This is a genomic window from Chryseolinea sp. T2 (assembly GCF_037203685.1).
In the GTDB taxonomy this organism is placed as follows: Bacteria; Bacteroidota; Bacteroidia; order Cytophagales; family Cyclobacteriaceae; genus Chryseolinea.
Genome location: NZ_JBBCAU010000006.1, coordinates 12,578 through 27,408, shown reverse-complemented (window position 1 = coordinate 27,408; position 14,831 = coordinate 12,578). Strand labels below are relative to the sequence as shown.

Below are 14,831 nucleotides of genomic sequence, written 5' to 3'. Positions count from 1 at the left end.
TATTGATTAACACGTACCTTACCTTCATAACGACTTTCAAAATGGCCAGCCCCATTCACCACAACGAAAACGGAACGTCACGCAGAGACTTCTTAAAGACGACCATAGTATCAGCAAGCGCAGTCGCTTTTGGTTTTACTATGAAGAAGAAGAAAGCACCGAGGCTGAGCTTTTCGACACTGGGCTGTCCGAAGTGGACATTAGAGCAGGTCATTCAAACGGCGTCGGTTAATGGCTATCAGGGTGTAGAGTTCCGTGGCCTTGAAGGTGAACTGTTTCTTCCCAAGCGGCCGGAATTCAGCTCGGCCGTCAGCGACACCGTTACAAAGTTCGCAGCGAAAGACATCAAGATATGCGGACTCGGCTCGTCGGCTGCACTTCATCATGCCGATGCGGCTACACGTGCAAAGAATCTCGACGAAGGGAAACAATTCATAGACCTTGCTCACAAACTTTCATGCCCCTACGTTCGGATATTTCCCAACAACCTGCCCAAAGATCAGGACAAACAACAAACGCTCAATCTCATCACGGAGGGGCTACTGGAGCTGGCCAGGCATGCCAAAGAATCCAATGTGACAGTTCTGCTGGAAACACATGGTGACCTGGTGTATAAAGACGACCTGGTACAGGTCATGAAGAACGCGGAGCACCCGAACGTCGGATTGATTTGGGACATTTTTAACATGTGGTCCGTGACTGGTGAAACACCTGCTACCGTGTTCCCCGCGCTAAAGAAGTACATCAGACACACGCACATAAAGGACGCGATCAAGAACGGCGACAAGTTTGACTATGTATTCATAGGCAAAGGAATCGTGCCACTAACGGAAGCCATAGGCGCATTGAATTCTTCCGGCTATCAGGGCTTCTATAGTTTTGAGTGGGAGAAGATGTGGCACCCTGAAATCGCCGAGCCAGAACTGGCGTTCCCCGACTATCCTAAGTCGATGAAGAAATATTTCTCCTGAAGATAAAACCGCGTATTACTGGTGAAATGAAAAAGGCCCAAATGGGCCTTCTATAATTATCAATTCTCAATTATCAATTGTCAATTTTCACAGCAGTCCATGGCGCTGACTCATCTCCTTTATCGATTTGAGTCCCTTCTCTGCTATATCCCATGGGCTATCATATTCGCGCCACACGTTAATCGCATTTGCGAAGTCGGGGTCGTTGCGTGAAAACGCTTCAATGGTGAGCCATCCCGAATACTTCACCTTGGCGAGAGCGGCATAGGCTTCGTTCCAGGGTACGTGACCTTCGCCAGGTGTGCCGCGGTCGTTTTCACTGATGTGAACGTGATGTAATACCGGCGCTATGGTTCCGATAGCAGTTCCCAATTTCTTTTCTTCGATGTTTGCGTGATGCGTATCGAACATGGCCTTCACCTGGGGATGATTGGCCTTCGATAATAGATAACGAAGCTGCTCCATCGTATTGCAGAGGTAACACTCGAACCTGTTCAAAGCTTCGAGGGCAAGAGTGATGTCGGCCTGTGCGGCATATTCACCTGCAGCATGAAGAACCTCGGCGGCGCGTTGATATTCTTCTTCCTGCGGTGCCTGTCGTGAGAAGGTAGCATGCGCAGAATGAAATGGTCCGCACAGTACAGTTGCCCGCATATCATGTGCACGATCGATAACCCATTTGATGCGATCTAGCGCTTTTGCACGAACAGATGGAGAACCATCGGCAGGGTTGGTATCCTTGTCCACCACAGTAACAGCTGTTGTTTCAAGTCCCAGACTATGTGCGTGATCGCCGAAGCGCTTATAGGCCTTTTCGTCGGGCGATCCAATAAAACATTCCACGCCATCATAGCCGATCTGTTTCAATCGATCTGTCAGCGGGAAGGATTTTTCGGACACGTCGGCGGTCCAGGCTAAGATGTTGAATCCGATCTTTATCATATGTGCGGTCTGAAAGTGAAATTAAGAATTAAGAATTAAGAATTATGAATTAGCCTCCACGACCTTCGGTCGTGCCATGCAATCAGCCACCAGGCTGGCGGCTAATTCTTAACTCTTAATTCTTAATTATTTTTAAGGTCTTCGCTCTTATAGAACCCCACCTTTCCCTTCGTTTTCTCCCTCACTTTTTTAACCAGGTCTGGTGTGACTACCGAGGCGTTATTGCCGAATGAGTTTCTGACATAAGTAACGACGGCTGCGATTTCTTCATCGTTCAGCAAGCCGCCAAAAGGTGTCATCGGTACCTGGCCGGCGTATTGCTGATTGTTTACTTCAATTGGACCCTGAAGGCCATTCAGAACGATCTTGATCAGACGCTCATCGCTTCCGGTAACCCATGGGGTACCCGCCAGCGGAGGGAAGCCTGATGCGGACAAACCTTTACCGTCGGGTTGGTGGCAGGTGTTGCAATAGCCCTCACGCGCGTAAATTGCTTTGCCCTTCATGTATACATCGAGGTCTTTGCCGGTGAGTCGAGTGACTGTCTTTTCTTCTTTCTTTTCTTCAACGGACCTTCCGTTCAGGTGAGCAACGGCTGCTTCATAAGTTTCCGACATCCAGTCGTCGAGGGGATGATTGCCGGCTTCAGTAAGTATGAGATTGCCGGCGTCGGAAGGCAACCAGGAGGCAGCTACGATGGCTTCGAGCCGAACGCGTCCGTGTTCATCTTTTGCGGCTTGTAGTAACAGATCTGACTGATCCTGTACCTGATGACCATTGTAGCGGACGGCCCTGACGGCTGCTGCCCTTACCCTGTAATCCTTTGCCTGCAGAAGTTGTCGAAGCAACGACTGATCTATCTTGTTCATTCCCCAGGTCACCCACAGTGCTTCGAGCAGGTGATGTTCATAGCGGGCATCGTTTTTATCGAGTTGTGCAATCCACTTAGTTTCATAGTCAATAACCTCTGAAGCGTCCCGTCCCCTCAGCTCGCGACGGGTGCGATACCGTGTCCTGTATTCAGGGAGTTTTAGATTTTCAAACAACACGTCGATGCTTGCGCCCGAAACCTCCGCTGGTTTTACCAGTGGCCTTGACGGGTATGTGACCCGGTAGATCCTTCCATGCGAGTGATCACGTAATGGATCTCTTGCATTGTGTTGCATGTGTCCGATGAGTATGTTGTGCCAGTCGGCGATGTATAACGAACCATCAGGAGCAAACTCCAGGTCTACCGGACGAAAGTTCCTGTCATCAGATTTTACGAGGTCCTGACGATGATGACTCTTGTAACCAGTGCCATCATCGGTAATCGTATGCTGCTTGGTGCCCAGGAACCCAATCGTGTTGTTGAGGAGGAAGTCGCCCTGTACTTCATCCGGGAAGTGACGGCTCGAAATGAACTCTAGCCCTGACGTTGGGCGCACGCGGTGTTTTTCTTCAACGAGGTTTCGTGAATTGGGACTGGATACACCATAGCGTGGTTTAATCGAGCCGGGCATCATCCATCTCATGTTAGGACTTGAAGTTTCCAGGAAGAAGTTCTCGCCCCACTCATCGAAAGCAATACCCCAGGGGTTGGGGATTGGCAATTGCGCTGTTCGCTCGAGTTGTCTTCGTGTTGGATTGTACCGGTAGAAGCCGCCGTTAGTAGCACGTACAGGTCCATAAGAAGTTTCTACATTGGTATGAAGGAAAACACCTTCACCCATGTACAGCGCGCCGGATGGGTCAGCGCAGTATGCATGAATCTCGTGATGTGTATCGTGATCATCGAAGCCACTTAAAAGGATTTCCTTCTCGTCGGCCTTATCGTCGCCGTTCGTATCCTTCAACAATACGAAGTTTGTCCCCTGTGAAACATAGACACCTTCGGGAGCAATCTCGAAACCATTTGGCAAGTGAAGTCCGCTGGCAAATACAGTGACCTTGTCGGCTTTGCCGTCGGCGTTGGTGTCTTCGAGTATGATCAGTTTATCGTCGGGGCGCTTGTCGCCGGGTTTGTAATGCGGATACGTCGGCATGGTCGATACCCAGAGGCGACCTTTGTTGTCGAAGGAAATCTGATTAGGTTTTGCGAGCTCAGGAAACTCGTGTTCAGATGCAAACAATTCTATCTTGTAGCCGGCGGGCACGTGAAGCTGGTTCACAGCATCCTGTCCATAGAGATATTCGAGGCTGCCATTCTTCTCGGGATTGTAGTTTGTCTTGACCTCGGGGAGCTTGCTGGTTCTGCTGTCGGCGGCGGCGAGGTCCATCTTTTCGCCTTTGGCAGCTTTCCAGATGGCCGTATCTCTGATGGCCGTCATCTCTCGTACCTTGATGATCTCGGCAGGATAGTTTTCGGGACCGTATGGATTGAATCTTCTTCCGTATGCATGAACACCGTTGGGTATTTTGATGTCGTTGTGCCACATCCAGTTCTTTTCCATAACCGCGTCGTGGATGAGAGCACGGTTGCTTTCGGCGGCTGGCTTGCCGTGACCGAAGATCTCGTCGGCCAATAGATTCGAAAACTTTACATAACCTTCATTGGTGAGTTGTGAACCATCAATAGTAAGATCACTCTCCGTGGTTTTGTACCACTCTGATGATGGTGTGAAGGCGTCGATGAACGGAACGTTATTCTTTTGAGCGATTTCCCGCATAGCATCGGCGTATAACTTCAGGTTGGCATTTTCCTGCTGGCCGTTTGGAAGATCAAACTTAGACGAGAGGTCTTCAAATGCGATAGGAGAGACGATCACCAGTTTCGGTGTAGCCTTGCCGTTGTATTTCTGTGTGAGCGTGTATTGAATGAATGCTTCGAGCTCATTCTTGTAGTTCTGCAATCCGGCTTCTCCCTGAAACGACTCATTGAATCCGAAGAAGGCGATGATTACGTCGGCCTGCAGGCGCGTGAGCCATTGGTCTTCCGTTTCAAAGTGACCCTGGCTATCGGAATAGTTGGCAAGCTCCGTCTGAAACTTTTCGGCCCCGGGAAATGCCCAGGGCGACACGCGTGAGGCATGTGGTCTGAAACCCGGTGTATTGCCGCCATCACACATGTTTCGGATGAACAATGTGCTATCGGGATATCGAACGTGCATTTCCGTTTCGAAGTGACCGAAGTTCATCATCCGCGACCCAAGGTTGTTACCGATCAGGAGGATGTGCGCATTCTTTCTGACCTTGACTTTCGCTTCTGGTTCTTTGCTGCACTGCGTGAGTAAGAAAACAATTAGCAGGAGGCAACAAGCCCTCATGGAAATGTTTCCTGATGCGATAAGGAGGTTGGGTGTCGGCTTGAACATGAGTAATGAAATATACACCCGTCGATGATGAGAACATCGCCGTTGATCAAAATCATCTCTCTAAGATGAGCGAAGCGAGCGCCTTTTTTTGCGCGTTTTACGCAATGGGAATTGCCGAGTTTTGATTTGCAAATACAGCCGTTAAGGAGCCCTGTAAGGAACATTGATGTTCATCTTGCCTTTCCACTTGTCAGGCACCGGCTTGTTCAATGTCCAGTGAACAGCGTTGATCAGCAGGCGTTGAAACGGTTCTACGGTAAAGTCGGCCGGATGTCCCATCGTCGTGGCGAAGACTTTTGCACCATTAGCAGTTTTCCAGGTCCAGGCTACGGGGTTGTCACTGAAGTCGGCTTTATTCGGATTGATCGCTTTGCCCATCAGCAACCACGTCGATCCCTTTGCCGGGTAATCGGGCAGTACCTTATACAACCATGAGCTCACATGAAAATTCGGATCGACGCCCTTCAGTATGGGATTGTTCTTCTCGGCCTCGATCACGGAAACATCAGTCGTGCAATTGTGACCGCAGTGTGTATGGTCTGCCGGTCCGCCCCAGCCGGGAGGAGCACCAAGGGCAAATTCACCAAAGGCGTTCCATTTCTCCAGCGGATGACCTTTCGGATAGTTGAACGCATGCGTAGTGGTTCGAAATCCGATGATGGGCTTGCCCGTCTTTAAATACTCGTCGATGTGTTTGATCTGCTCTGCGGGAAGTCGTCGCCATCGTAGAAAGAATACTGCAAGGTCGGCATCTTTTAGCGCTTCGAGACCCGGAATATTCTCTTCCGACTTGTAGTCAGGATATGCCGTAAGCACTTTCGTCCGCATACCATAGTTCTGTTCCAGCTCTTTGGCCAGCAGGGGCATCGTTGCTTCGCTGCTGTATTCATGATCGCCCACCACAAACACAACGAGCGGCTTTTTGGAATCAGCTTGCGATATGGTTTTTGTGCTGCTTAGAGTTAACAAGACGAACAGTGATGCCAGTATCAAAGAGCTTGTGCGAATTCTTTTCATGATTATTGAGTGTCGGTCCATTCCAAAGTGCGCGTGAGCTATTGATCTTTTAGTTCGTCGTGTTCACCCTGTAAAGGACATCTGTTTACGAAGTATACGAATTTCGGAATGGAATTACCCACGACATTTGATTTTTAGCACAGCCACGTGAGCAGTGGTCGATAGATTGCAAAAACTGCAAAACTTACTTTTTCCAATTGCTGAAAGCGCGTCTGTTCCCTGCTTAAGTCGGCTGCCCCTGGATGTACCTTTATTCCTGTCATCGCGGAATGATTTGAGGCGATCGGAAGCGATCGCGACGACCCTGCACTTATGCTTTCTAAAGATCGCTATGACCTCTGTTTCTAAAGCCTTCCTGTTGTTCGTTATAGCCCCGCTATTAATAACAGACCCATTCTTAGGACAGGAGAAAGCTAAGCCACAAAAAGTAAAGCTATACGTTGCCATCCTCCATTTGCCGACTCAGTTAAACTCCGGTGTAGGTGTGTTAAAAGAAGTGCAAGACTAACCTCTATAATTATGCGTGCGACAATAAACTCAATGCTCGCGGCGACTGCATTGCTTGTCAGCTCAACCGCGTTTTGTCAGAAGTCAGTTAAGCCACCGAAGGAGAAGATCTACAATGCGCTGGTGAGCGTATCGACACAACAGCGAAAGATAGTTGGTGTATTGAAAGAGGTTGACGACTCCACAATCCATCTTATTTTCCGTGACGGCACTGTCAGAATTCATGCACGCGTTATCAATTCAATCGTGATCAAGAGAAAGGGAAATGTCGGAAGAGGAGCATTGCTTGGTTCCCTGACCACCATGCTTGTCGGCGGATTTGTTGCTTTTGCCAGCAGTGATAACACCTGCGACTCAAATCCATGCATTGGAGAGTCCGGTCCGGAGAGGGTTATAGCTGGCGCGGTGCTGGGCGCAGGAATAGGTGCACTGATAGGAATGGGGATCGGATCGGCCGCCAAGGCAAAGGTTGACATTGGAAGAAGGCCGGAAATGTTCAGGCGCCGCGCTGAGTGGTTAAGCCAGTACGCATTGCCACCGGGGTATGTGGGATATTGAGGGTGCGTCCAATTTGTTTCAAAAAAACTTTCCTCCGATAAACTTCGATACCCCCTTTCCAATGTCTACGATATCTTGTTACTACCGCCAACCTATGCGCATCACAATGAATGTGATGTTTGTGCTCCTGTTAAACGCTGCTGCCTTTGGCCAGGAAGGTCAAAAGCCCGGAAAAATAAAAGTCTACAATGCGATAGTGCGTGTATCAACCGAGGAAAAGAAAATTGTCGGTGTGCTGGCAGCGGTGGATGATTCCACGATTCATCTTAAAGGTTCTAATGGTTCACTGAGAATCAACGCCCGGGCTATTAAATCAATCATAATTAAACGAAAAGGTAACGTCGGAAGAGGTGCACTGGGCGGGGCGTTGAGTGGAATGTTTCTTGGTGGCATAATTGGTTTTGCAAGCGGCGATGATGAGCCCTGTAGCGGATGGTTCTGCTATACTTATACGGCTGAGGAGAAAGCGTTGGCTGGCGCGATCGTGGGTAGTGGATTGGGTGCATTGTTGGGAATGGGACTTGGTGCAGTACGTAAAGAGTTTATTATCATCGACGGAAACCCCGGAGTGTTCAAAGCCCGTTGTGACCTGCTGCGCATGTATGCCTTACCGCCGCACTTTGTCGGATATTGAGTCAATCTAACCCAACCATACTATGTATTCAACACGTCGGCTGCTGCAGCTAGCGGTAGCGTTGATTCTGATTTCATCATCCGCGTTAAGCGGTACATTGGAAAAAAAGAAGAAGGCAAAAGTGTACTATGCCTGGATTACATTAACCACCCACCGAAATAAGATCAAAGGTATTTTCAGAGAGGTGGGCGATTCATCGGTGGTTGTTTACACCAATGAACAATCTATGCGAATACCTGCAGTGTCAATAAAAAAGTTGGTATTCCGACGTAAGGCGAGTGCCGGTCGCGGAGCGTTGATTGGTGCTGTGACCGGATTGGTCGTGGGTGGTGTAGCAGCATATGCCGGAGGAGGCGAGTCTTGTGATGGATGTTATTCGGCCGCAGATAATGCGGGATGGGGTGCCTTTTTCGGCAGCGGCTTCGGTGCGCTGGTGGGCACGATCATTGGGACCATTCCAAAGAAACAGGTCAATATCAACGGCGATCAGCGTGCCTTTGAATCGAATCATGAATTGTTGAGGAAGTATTCGTTGTCGGACACGGATTAATTGCCTGTGTTCACAACCTTGCGTCGCTTATTGACAGGCTTCCCGTTTTAACGGGTTCTTCTTATATAAGCTTCCCACCTTGTGCTTTAGTAACGGTGCGGCTATCTTTGTGAACGAACAGATCGCCGAGCGCCGCGAATGGAGATCGTGAGGCCGGAAACGACGTCTGGTCCGTTTTATGTACGCATCCTCTCAAAGATACCTCTCAGCATCGTCTGGCTGGTTGATTTTATTGTTCCTGATCTGTATACTCAGTTCGCCAGCGCTGTTCGCACAGGAGCTGGTAAACACCACCGACTCAACTTGCGTTCAGCAGGATGTAAGTGACTTAATCCGAACTGCGCTAAAGCTTCCCGTAAAGGTTGATAAAAAGGGATCAATCCTGCTCATTCCAATCATCGGTTCAAACCCTGCAACGGGATTCATGGTGGGGCTCGGGGGACAGTATGCTTTTAAGCTGGGCCAGGATTACACCAAGTACTCGCTGCTATCGGGCAGCGCGCAATTCACTACCAAAAGTCAACAACTGTACCTCCTGAAGAACAGCGTCTATACAAAGAACAACAAGATCTTCTTTACGGGCGACTGGCGGTATCTTGTCTTTTCACAACCAACGTATGGCCTGGGTACCAATGCGCCAAAGGGTGGAATTGTCGACTATCAATTCAACCTTATGGGTATGGAGACGTCGCTCGATTCGCTGGCTCAGCCTATTAACTTTAACTTTGCGAGATTGTATCAATCTGCCTCTTACAAAATTGGAAAGTCATTCTATGCGGGCGTTGGATATTTTCTTGACTACTACTTCAAGATCGACGATGAAAAGTTGAGCCTGGTACCAGGCGATACACTCCTCACCAGTCACTATGCTTATAATACATACTACGGTTTCAGCACGACAAAGTATTTCTCGTCAGCGCTGAACGTGAACGTTATATCTGATACGCGCGACAATATGATCAACCCCTACAGAGGTCACTTCCTGATGGTGAGCTGGCGTGGTTCATTTAAGTTTCTCGGCAACAAGACCAACTCAAATTTCCTTTCTCTCGAATGGAGAAGCTTTCATCCATTGTCCGTCCGCTATCCCAGACACCTGCTGGCGTTTTGGGTGTTGGCGAACTTTTCCCCGAAGGGAGAGTTCCCATACATGATCCTTCCGGCGACAGCGTACGACCAAAGGAGCAGAAGTGCCCGGGGCTACACGCAGGGACGCTTCCGTGGCAACAACATGGTTTATGGAGAGGCAGAGTATCGATTTCCTATTTCACAATGCACCGGCATTCTCGGCGGCGTACTGTTCCTGAATGCTACCACAGCCAGCAACCCTACGCAGTCGCTGGATCTTTTTGAAGCAATCAAGCCTGGTTACGGCATGGGACTTCGTGTAATGGTAGACAAGAAGACGCGGACCAATCTCGCCATCGACTTTGGCTTTGGAGATAAGTCGTCGGGATTTTATCTCGCAGCATCGGAGACATTCTGATCGCCAGTCCAGTCATTCCCACCAGTCCAGCCATTCTCACCGGACCAGCCGGTGTCATCGGTCGAGCCATTCTCTGAACTCATTCACTCTTTCGCGCGCCACGATAACGTCATCATCGTGGGTGACTTTCAGCAATAGCCTGAGACGGCTGTTCGTATAGCTGCTGATGTCGCGAATAGCTGATACGGCGACTATATATTTTCTGTTCACTCTGAAGAACAGTTCCGGATTAAGCAACCCCTGTATCTCATCCAACGGATGGTCTAAAACGTGCTTGCGTCCATCGGATGTTTGAGCGAAGGTTGTCTTATCCTCACTTAGAAATAATTGAACATCGCTGACTTCGATCGACCTCAGCTTGTCGCCCACCTTCACTATGAATCGTTCTTTGAAGCGACGCGTCAGCATACGCATCGCTGCTTGAATGTTGGTGAGTAGATCGGGACTTGTCTGTCCCGATCTTGAAGTTTCGAATTTCTTTAATGCTTGTGCAAGCTCTGTTTTGTCAACAGGTTTAAGAATGTAGTCTATGCTGTTTACCTTGAAAGCCCTGAGCGCGTACTGATCGTAAGCTGTCGTGAATATCACGGGGCATGACACTGTACATTTTTCGAATATATCGAAGCTGATTCCGTCAGCAAGATGAATGTCCATCAGAATGAGATCAGGATGGTCGTTTTGGTTCAGCCATTGGACAGATCTCTTGATCGAGTCGATCGTCTGTAAGACCTCTGCGTTGGGTAACAGCTCATCGATCAGCGATGCGAGCCTTTGTGCGGCAAGTGGTTCATCTTCGATGATCAGTACGTTCATACTATCTGGAGTATTGGGATCGTCACTTTGAATGAGGTGGGTGTTTCCTCGATGAGTATAGTTCTGTTCGATAACATCTCATATCGCTTTGATATATTATCGAGTCCGATTCCTTTAGTGTGTTGTTCAACAATGCCTCTGCGCTGAAGGTTGTTTTCAACTACGATAACGTCGTTTACCTGGGAGACCGTTATGGTCAGAGGATCGTCCTCGGAGATTACGTTGTGCTTGATTGCGTTTTCGACGAGCATTTGAATAACAAGTGGAGGCACGCGGCCATCGGTGTTGCTGACGTTGTTTATAAATCTGAGTTTGTCGCCAAAGCGGATCCTGTTCAGATATACATATGCCTCAACAAATTTAATTTCTTCACCCACTGACACCAATTCCCTGCTACGGATATCAAGTACATAACGATATACCTCCGAGAGTTGTTTGATGAATGCTGCAGATTGATCCGCACTTTGATACACCAGGTTCGTCAACACATTAAGGCTGTTGAAAAGAAAGTGCGGGTCCAGCTGACCTTTCAGCGCTTCGTATCGCGCAGTAAGATTTTCGTTTCGCAGTTTTTCTGCATCCAGTTCAACCTTACTCCAGTTCAGGAAGAAGGCACGACCGTGAAGGAACAGACACACGATCAGCGTAATGACCATCGAATATATCAGTGTATACTGAAGGGCATTCCCGAAGGTAAAATCAAATACCAACCGGAAGATATACATCATCAGTAACACGATGCCGATCGTGTATACCAGTGTAGTGACGATGCCCACTACCAGTCTTTTAACCGGTTCCTTCAGCCACGGAATTCGAGCTTCGATGTAATCCGTCATCCACGCGTTTCCACGCCAGAGCAATACCCAAATGCAAAAGCAAAAGAAACTGATTAGGGCGTACGAGCGCGGATCCGTGTGACATCGCTGGCAGTTGAACCACGTTTGAACGACGCTGATCACCGCGATGCTTGCGAGGAACTTTATTTCGCGACTCAACACTTGCCAACTGAATGCCTGCATGTTAACTAATGGTATGATTGATCGTCTCAGTGCCGATGTACGGCATGGTAATCAATGATTCAACTACCTGTAATGATAATTCGTTCGGGCTGATTGTTTTAAAGCCAGCGGATAATTATTTGCAGGTTGACTTGACCTCTTCGGCCATGACCTGTCCCCAATGTGGTGCGAGGGCACTGGCAGGCCTGTACGAGGCAAACTTCTCGAGTGCTTTTCCCGACGTTGCGCATGCCTCGGATGAGTCGTTGCCAAAGAACCGTGCGGTTCCGAGCTGCATTTGGCCCAGCAGGGCGAGGGCACGTGGGTTCTCTGGATTCAAGGCAACGGCCTTGTTGAATGCTGTGAATGCCTTGCCTGAGTATTCCTGTCCACGCGACTGTGGGTCGACGGTAACGCGGATCATGTGCACGAATCCTTCCAGTGCAATGATCTCCGAATCATTTGGTTTGATCGTCTTTGCTTTATCAACATTGGCAGAGGCGAGATCGAGATAGTTGTCTTTCTTTCCGGGAACAGTTTCGTTAACGGCCATCATGATGTTGCCAAACGCCGCATAGTAGTAAGGTTCAAACTTGTTCTTCTCGGTTGAAGCGATTCGGTCAAATGCGTTCACGGATGACTGATATTCTTCCGACGTTTTGGATTTGTACAGTGCGTCGATGTTCTTCAGCATCGCGCTGGTATACTTGTCCTGTGCCTGCATCAGGCATGCGCATAAGATGAAAGCGGAGGTTAAGATGGTTTTCATAATGTTTGATTGTTATGATGTTGTATATGATCAATTCAGAGATTGGGCAGTTGATTAACGGACTTATTTTTCGAGATCGTCAGAAAAACACCGACTAGCATAAAATGTTTAGCGGGTTGAGTGATGGCACGGGCGGCATACACGCCGTCGGAACCGGGAACGGCGCTGTACTCATAGCCGAAGATGTTGTTGCGTCCCAGCAGATTCGTGCAGGAAGCATAAACGATGATCCAGCTTTTTGGAAGGTAGCTGATGTTGGCGCTCAGGTCGTGGTATGCCGGAGTACGTTCGCTGTTGAAGACTTCCAGGTTTGGATTATTATAAGGTCTGGGAGAGGCGAAGGAATAAGTTGCACCGATCTGTGACCTCAGTTTTGTGATGAAGTGTTTGTAGACAACAGAGAAATTGTGCTGTGATGCAAATGAGGGTGTGGCTTCGATGGGAAAGTTGAGATAGTCGCGTTTGGTATTCAGGAAGGAGTAGGAGATCCAGAAGTCAGCGTTCCTGATTGATTTATTGTCGCGGTAGAAGATCTCTGCACCGGAGGCATATCCCGATCCGTTGTTGTTCATGAGAGAGGGTTCCAGTAGCGAATATTTAATGAGACTTAGATATTTTTTGTAGTAGGCTTCCACGCGGAATGTCCTGTTGTCGGTTGTCAGCTGGTAGTTCAGAATGAAGTGTTCGGCGCGTTCACTGTTGAGGTCGTTGTTGATGCGCAGGTATTCATTTTTTACGCTTTGACGGAAGATGCCGTAAGCGAACGATACCTGTCCTTTGTCGAAGGGCTTATAAGCCAGAGATACACGAGGATCGACGGTCAGGTTACGGTTCAGTGAATTGTATTCTGTCCTCACACCTACACGGGTAACAAGGCGGTCGGAGAGGTATATCTCTGATTCGCCGAAGAGACTGGTGATGATCTCGTCAAATGCTGCCTTTTGAGTTAGGCCGGAGACAGAGTCCTGTCTGGAGGCTGAATAATTTCTCGAGATCGTTTCTGCACCGATACGGACTTCAACCTTTTCATTAAGCGAGCTTTCGGTCACCAGCTTTACGTGTACTCCGTTTTCCTGTTCGTACATGGGAAGCTTCGCGATGCGCATATCGTTTACGTTATGAGTAAAAGATATACCACCCCGAAGACTCCATCGTTCATTTAATGGAGTTTGCATGGCAAGATTGCCGTATGCGTATTCATTGTTGATTTCGTAGAGATACTTTTTGGTTGGATCAGCTATGGATGATTGATTGTATGAGAGACGTGCGTTATTGTACTTTCCGTATGCCTTCAGCATGCCACCTTTTCTTCCCAGTTGTTGTCTATAGGCCGCATTGATATCCAGGGATGAATAGGGCTCTTCCCAGTCGAGGCGTTGTTTTATAAGCTCGTAGTAAGGCGCCAGGGAAGTGTAAGAGATCTTGCCTCCAACCGATGACTTTTCAAACACCTGCGTGTGGGCAACTTCCGCACCTACAGAGAGGATGCCGATATCGGTTTGATTCATTTCGGCTTTGTCTTTTGAGTTGAGGATCAATGCTGATGATAAAGCCTGTCCGTATTCCGCAGAGTAACCACCCGTACTGAAGCTTGTACCCTTGAACATGAAGGGCATGAAGCGTGTGCGTGAAGGCGTGTTGGGAGCGGAGGCATTGTATTCATTCATCACCAGCATGCCATCGATGAAAGTGCGTGCTTCGCTGTCGTCGCCGCCTCGTACGAAGAGACGACCGGTTTCTCCTACTTTGGTTGTGCCGGGAAGGGTATTCAACGCACCGGCTATGTCGGCAGTGGCTCCTGCTGTTGTAGCGATGTCAACTGCGCGCAGTATTGTTCTTCGTTTTTCATCGCCGGCCGTGAATGATCCCGCGGAAATTTCTACGGCTTCCAGTTCGTTGAAAGATTCTTTCATTGTGAGCGATACTTCGATGTTTCTGCTCAGATCAACCGCATGCTCTAAAGGCTCGAATGAGATGGATGTAACAATCAGTATCTGGGCTCCGTGTTCGTCGGTAGTGAAACTGAAATTTCCGTTCGCATCGGTACTTGCTCCATCATAGGTGTCCTTCAATAGTATGTTTGCACCGATCAGTGGCTCGCCTTTATCGTTCACCACTTTGCCTGATATGCGGACCTGTGCGAGGCTCAATGTTGCCAGTGATAAGAGAATTAATGTGATGGTTGGTTTCATGCAGCTCATAGCGATCACACGCCTAAAGTCGCGTCCGTGTTTGGATTTTTTTGGAGAGTGTTACCGAACTGTCGAACGGGCAGGATGGACTGTAAAAAGTC

At 48.7% G+C, this 14,831-nt stretch carries 12 protein-coding genes; 5 read left to right on the top strand and 7 right to left on the bottom strand.

Going from position 1 to position 14,831, the window contains the following annotated elements; translation table 11 throughout:
- The first annotated feature begins 41 nt into the window (after positions 1-41).
- Positions 42-971, top strand: coding sequence for a sugar phosphate isomerase/epimerase family protein (locus WBG78_RS19100; protein ID WP_337328074.1), 930 nt, complete (start codon positions 42-44; stop codon positions 969-971).
- Positions 972-1,058: 87 nt separating this feature from the next.
- Here the strand turns inward: WBG78_RS19100 and WBG78_RS19095 are convergent, their stop codons facing one another.
- The 3 genes from WBG78_RS19095 to WBG78_RS19085 all read right to left on the bottom strand — a co-directional run bounded on the left by WBG78_RS19095 (position 1,059) and on the right by WBG78_RS19085 (position 6,223).
- Positions 1,059-1,913 (bottom strand): sugar phosphate isomerase/epimerase family protein, encoded by an 855-nt coding sequence (locus tag WBG78_RS19095; RefSeq protein WP_337328073.1) that lies wholly within the window; start codon positions 1,911-1,913, stop codon positions 1,059-1,061.
- Between the two features lie 122 nt (positions 1,914-2,035).
- Complete coding sequence (locus tag WBG78_RS19090) at positions 2,036-5,206, bottom strand: PVC-type heme-binding CxxCH protein (RefSeq protein ID WP_443092790.1); 3,171 nt, start codon at positions 5,204-5,206, stop codon at positions 2,036-2,038.
- 141 nt (positions 5,207-5,347) lie between these two features.
- Positions 5,348-6,223, bottom strand: coding sequence for a ThuA domain-containing protein (locus WBG78_RS19085; RefSeq protein WP_337328072.1), 876 nt, complete (start codon positions 6,221-6,223; stop codon positions 5,348-5,350).
- 519 nt (positions 6,224-6,742) lie between these two features.
- Here WBG78_RS19085 and WBG78_RS19080 point away from each other — a divergent pair.
- The 4 genes from WBG78_RS19080 to WBG78_RS19065 all read left to right on the top strand — a co-directional run bounded on the left by WBG78_RS19080 (position 6,743) and on the right by WBG78_RS19065 (position 9,958).
- Entirely contained in the window at positions 6,743-7,288 is a 546-nt protein-coding gene (locus WBG78_RS19080) for a hypothetical protein (RefSeq protein WP_337328071.1), read from the top strand.
- Positions 7,289-7,382: 94 nt separating this feature from the next.
- On the top strand, positions 7,383-7,922 hold the full coding sequence (locus tag WBG78_RS19075) for a hypothetical protein (RefSeq protein ID WP_337328070.1): 540 nt from the start codon (positions 7,383-7,385) through the stop codon (positions 7,920-7,922).
- A 22-nt stretch (positions 7,923-7,944) separates the two neighbouring features.
- Positions 7,945-8,472, top strand: a complete 528-nt coding sequence (locus tag WBG78_RS19070) for a hypothetical protein (protein ID WP_337328069.1) — start codon at positions 7,945-7,947, stop codon at positions 8,470-8,472.
- 178 nt (positions 8,473-8,650) lie between these two features.
- The gene (locus WBG78_RS19065) at positions 8,651-9,958 is read left to right on the top strand and encodes a BamA/TamA family outer membrane protein (protein ID WP_337328068.1); all 1,308 of its coding nucleotides are present in this window, start codon (positions 8,651-8,653) and stop codon (positions 9,956-9,958) included.
- Positions 9,959-10,012: 54 nt separating this feature from the next.
- Here the strand turns inward: WBG78_RS19065 and WBG78_RS19060 are convergent, their stop codons facing one another.
- The 4 genes from WBG78_RS19060 to WBG78_RS19045 form a co-directional block, all read right to left on the bottom strand.
- Positions 10,013-10,771 (bottom strand): LytR/AlgR family response regulator transcription factor, encoded by a 759-nt coding sequence (locus WBG78_RS19060; RefSeq protein ID WP_337328067.1) that lies wholly within the window; start codon positions 10,769-10,771, stop codon positions 10,013-10,015.
- Positions 10,768-11,790, bottom strand: a complete 1,023-nt coding sequence (locus WBG78_RS19055; protein WP_337328066.1) for a sensor histidine kinase — start codon at positions 11,788-11,790, stop codon at positions 10,768-10,770. Before WBG78_RS19055 ends, WBG78_RS19060 begins: the two co-directional genes overlap by 4 nt.
- Before the next feature lie 115 nt (positions 11,791-11,905).
- A complete protein-coding gene (locus tag WBG78_RS19050) occupies positions 11,906-12,538 on the bottom strand; it encodes a hypothetical protein (RefSeq protein WP_337328065.1) in 633 nt (210 codons plus the stop codon).
- Between the two features lie 35 nt (positions 12,539-12,573).
- Positions 12,574-14,730 carry a TonB-dependent receptor gene (locus WBG78_RS19045; RefSeq protein ID WP_337328064.1) on the bottom strand — a complete coding sequence of 719 codons (2,157 nt, stop codon included), beginning with the start codon at positions 14,728-14,730 and terminating at the stop codon, positions 12,574-12,576.
- Between the last annotated feature and the right edge of the window lie 101 nt (positions 14,731-14,831).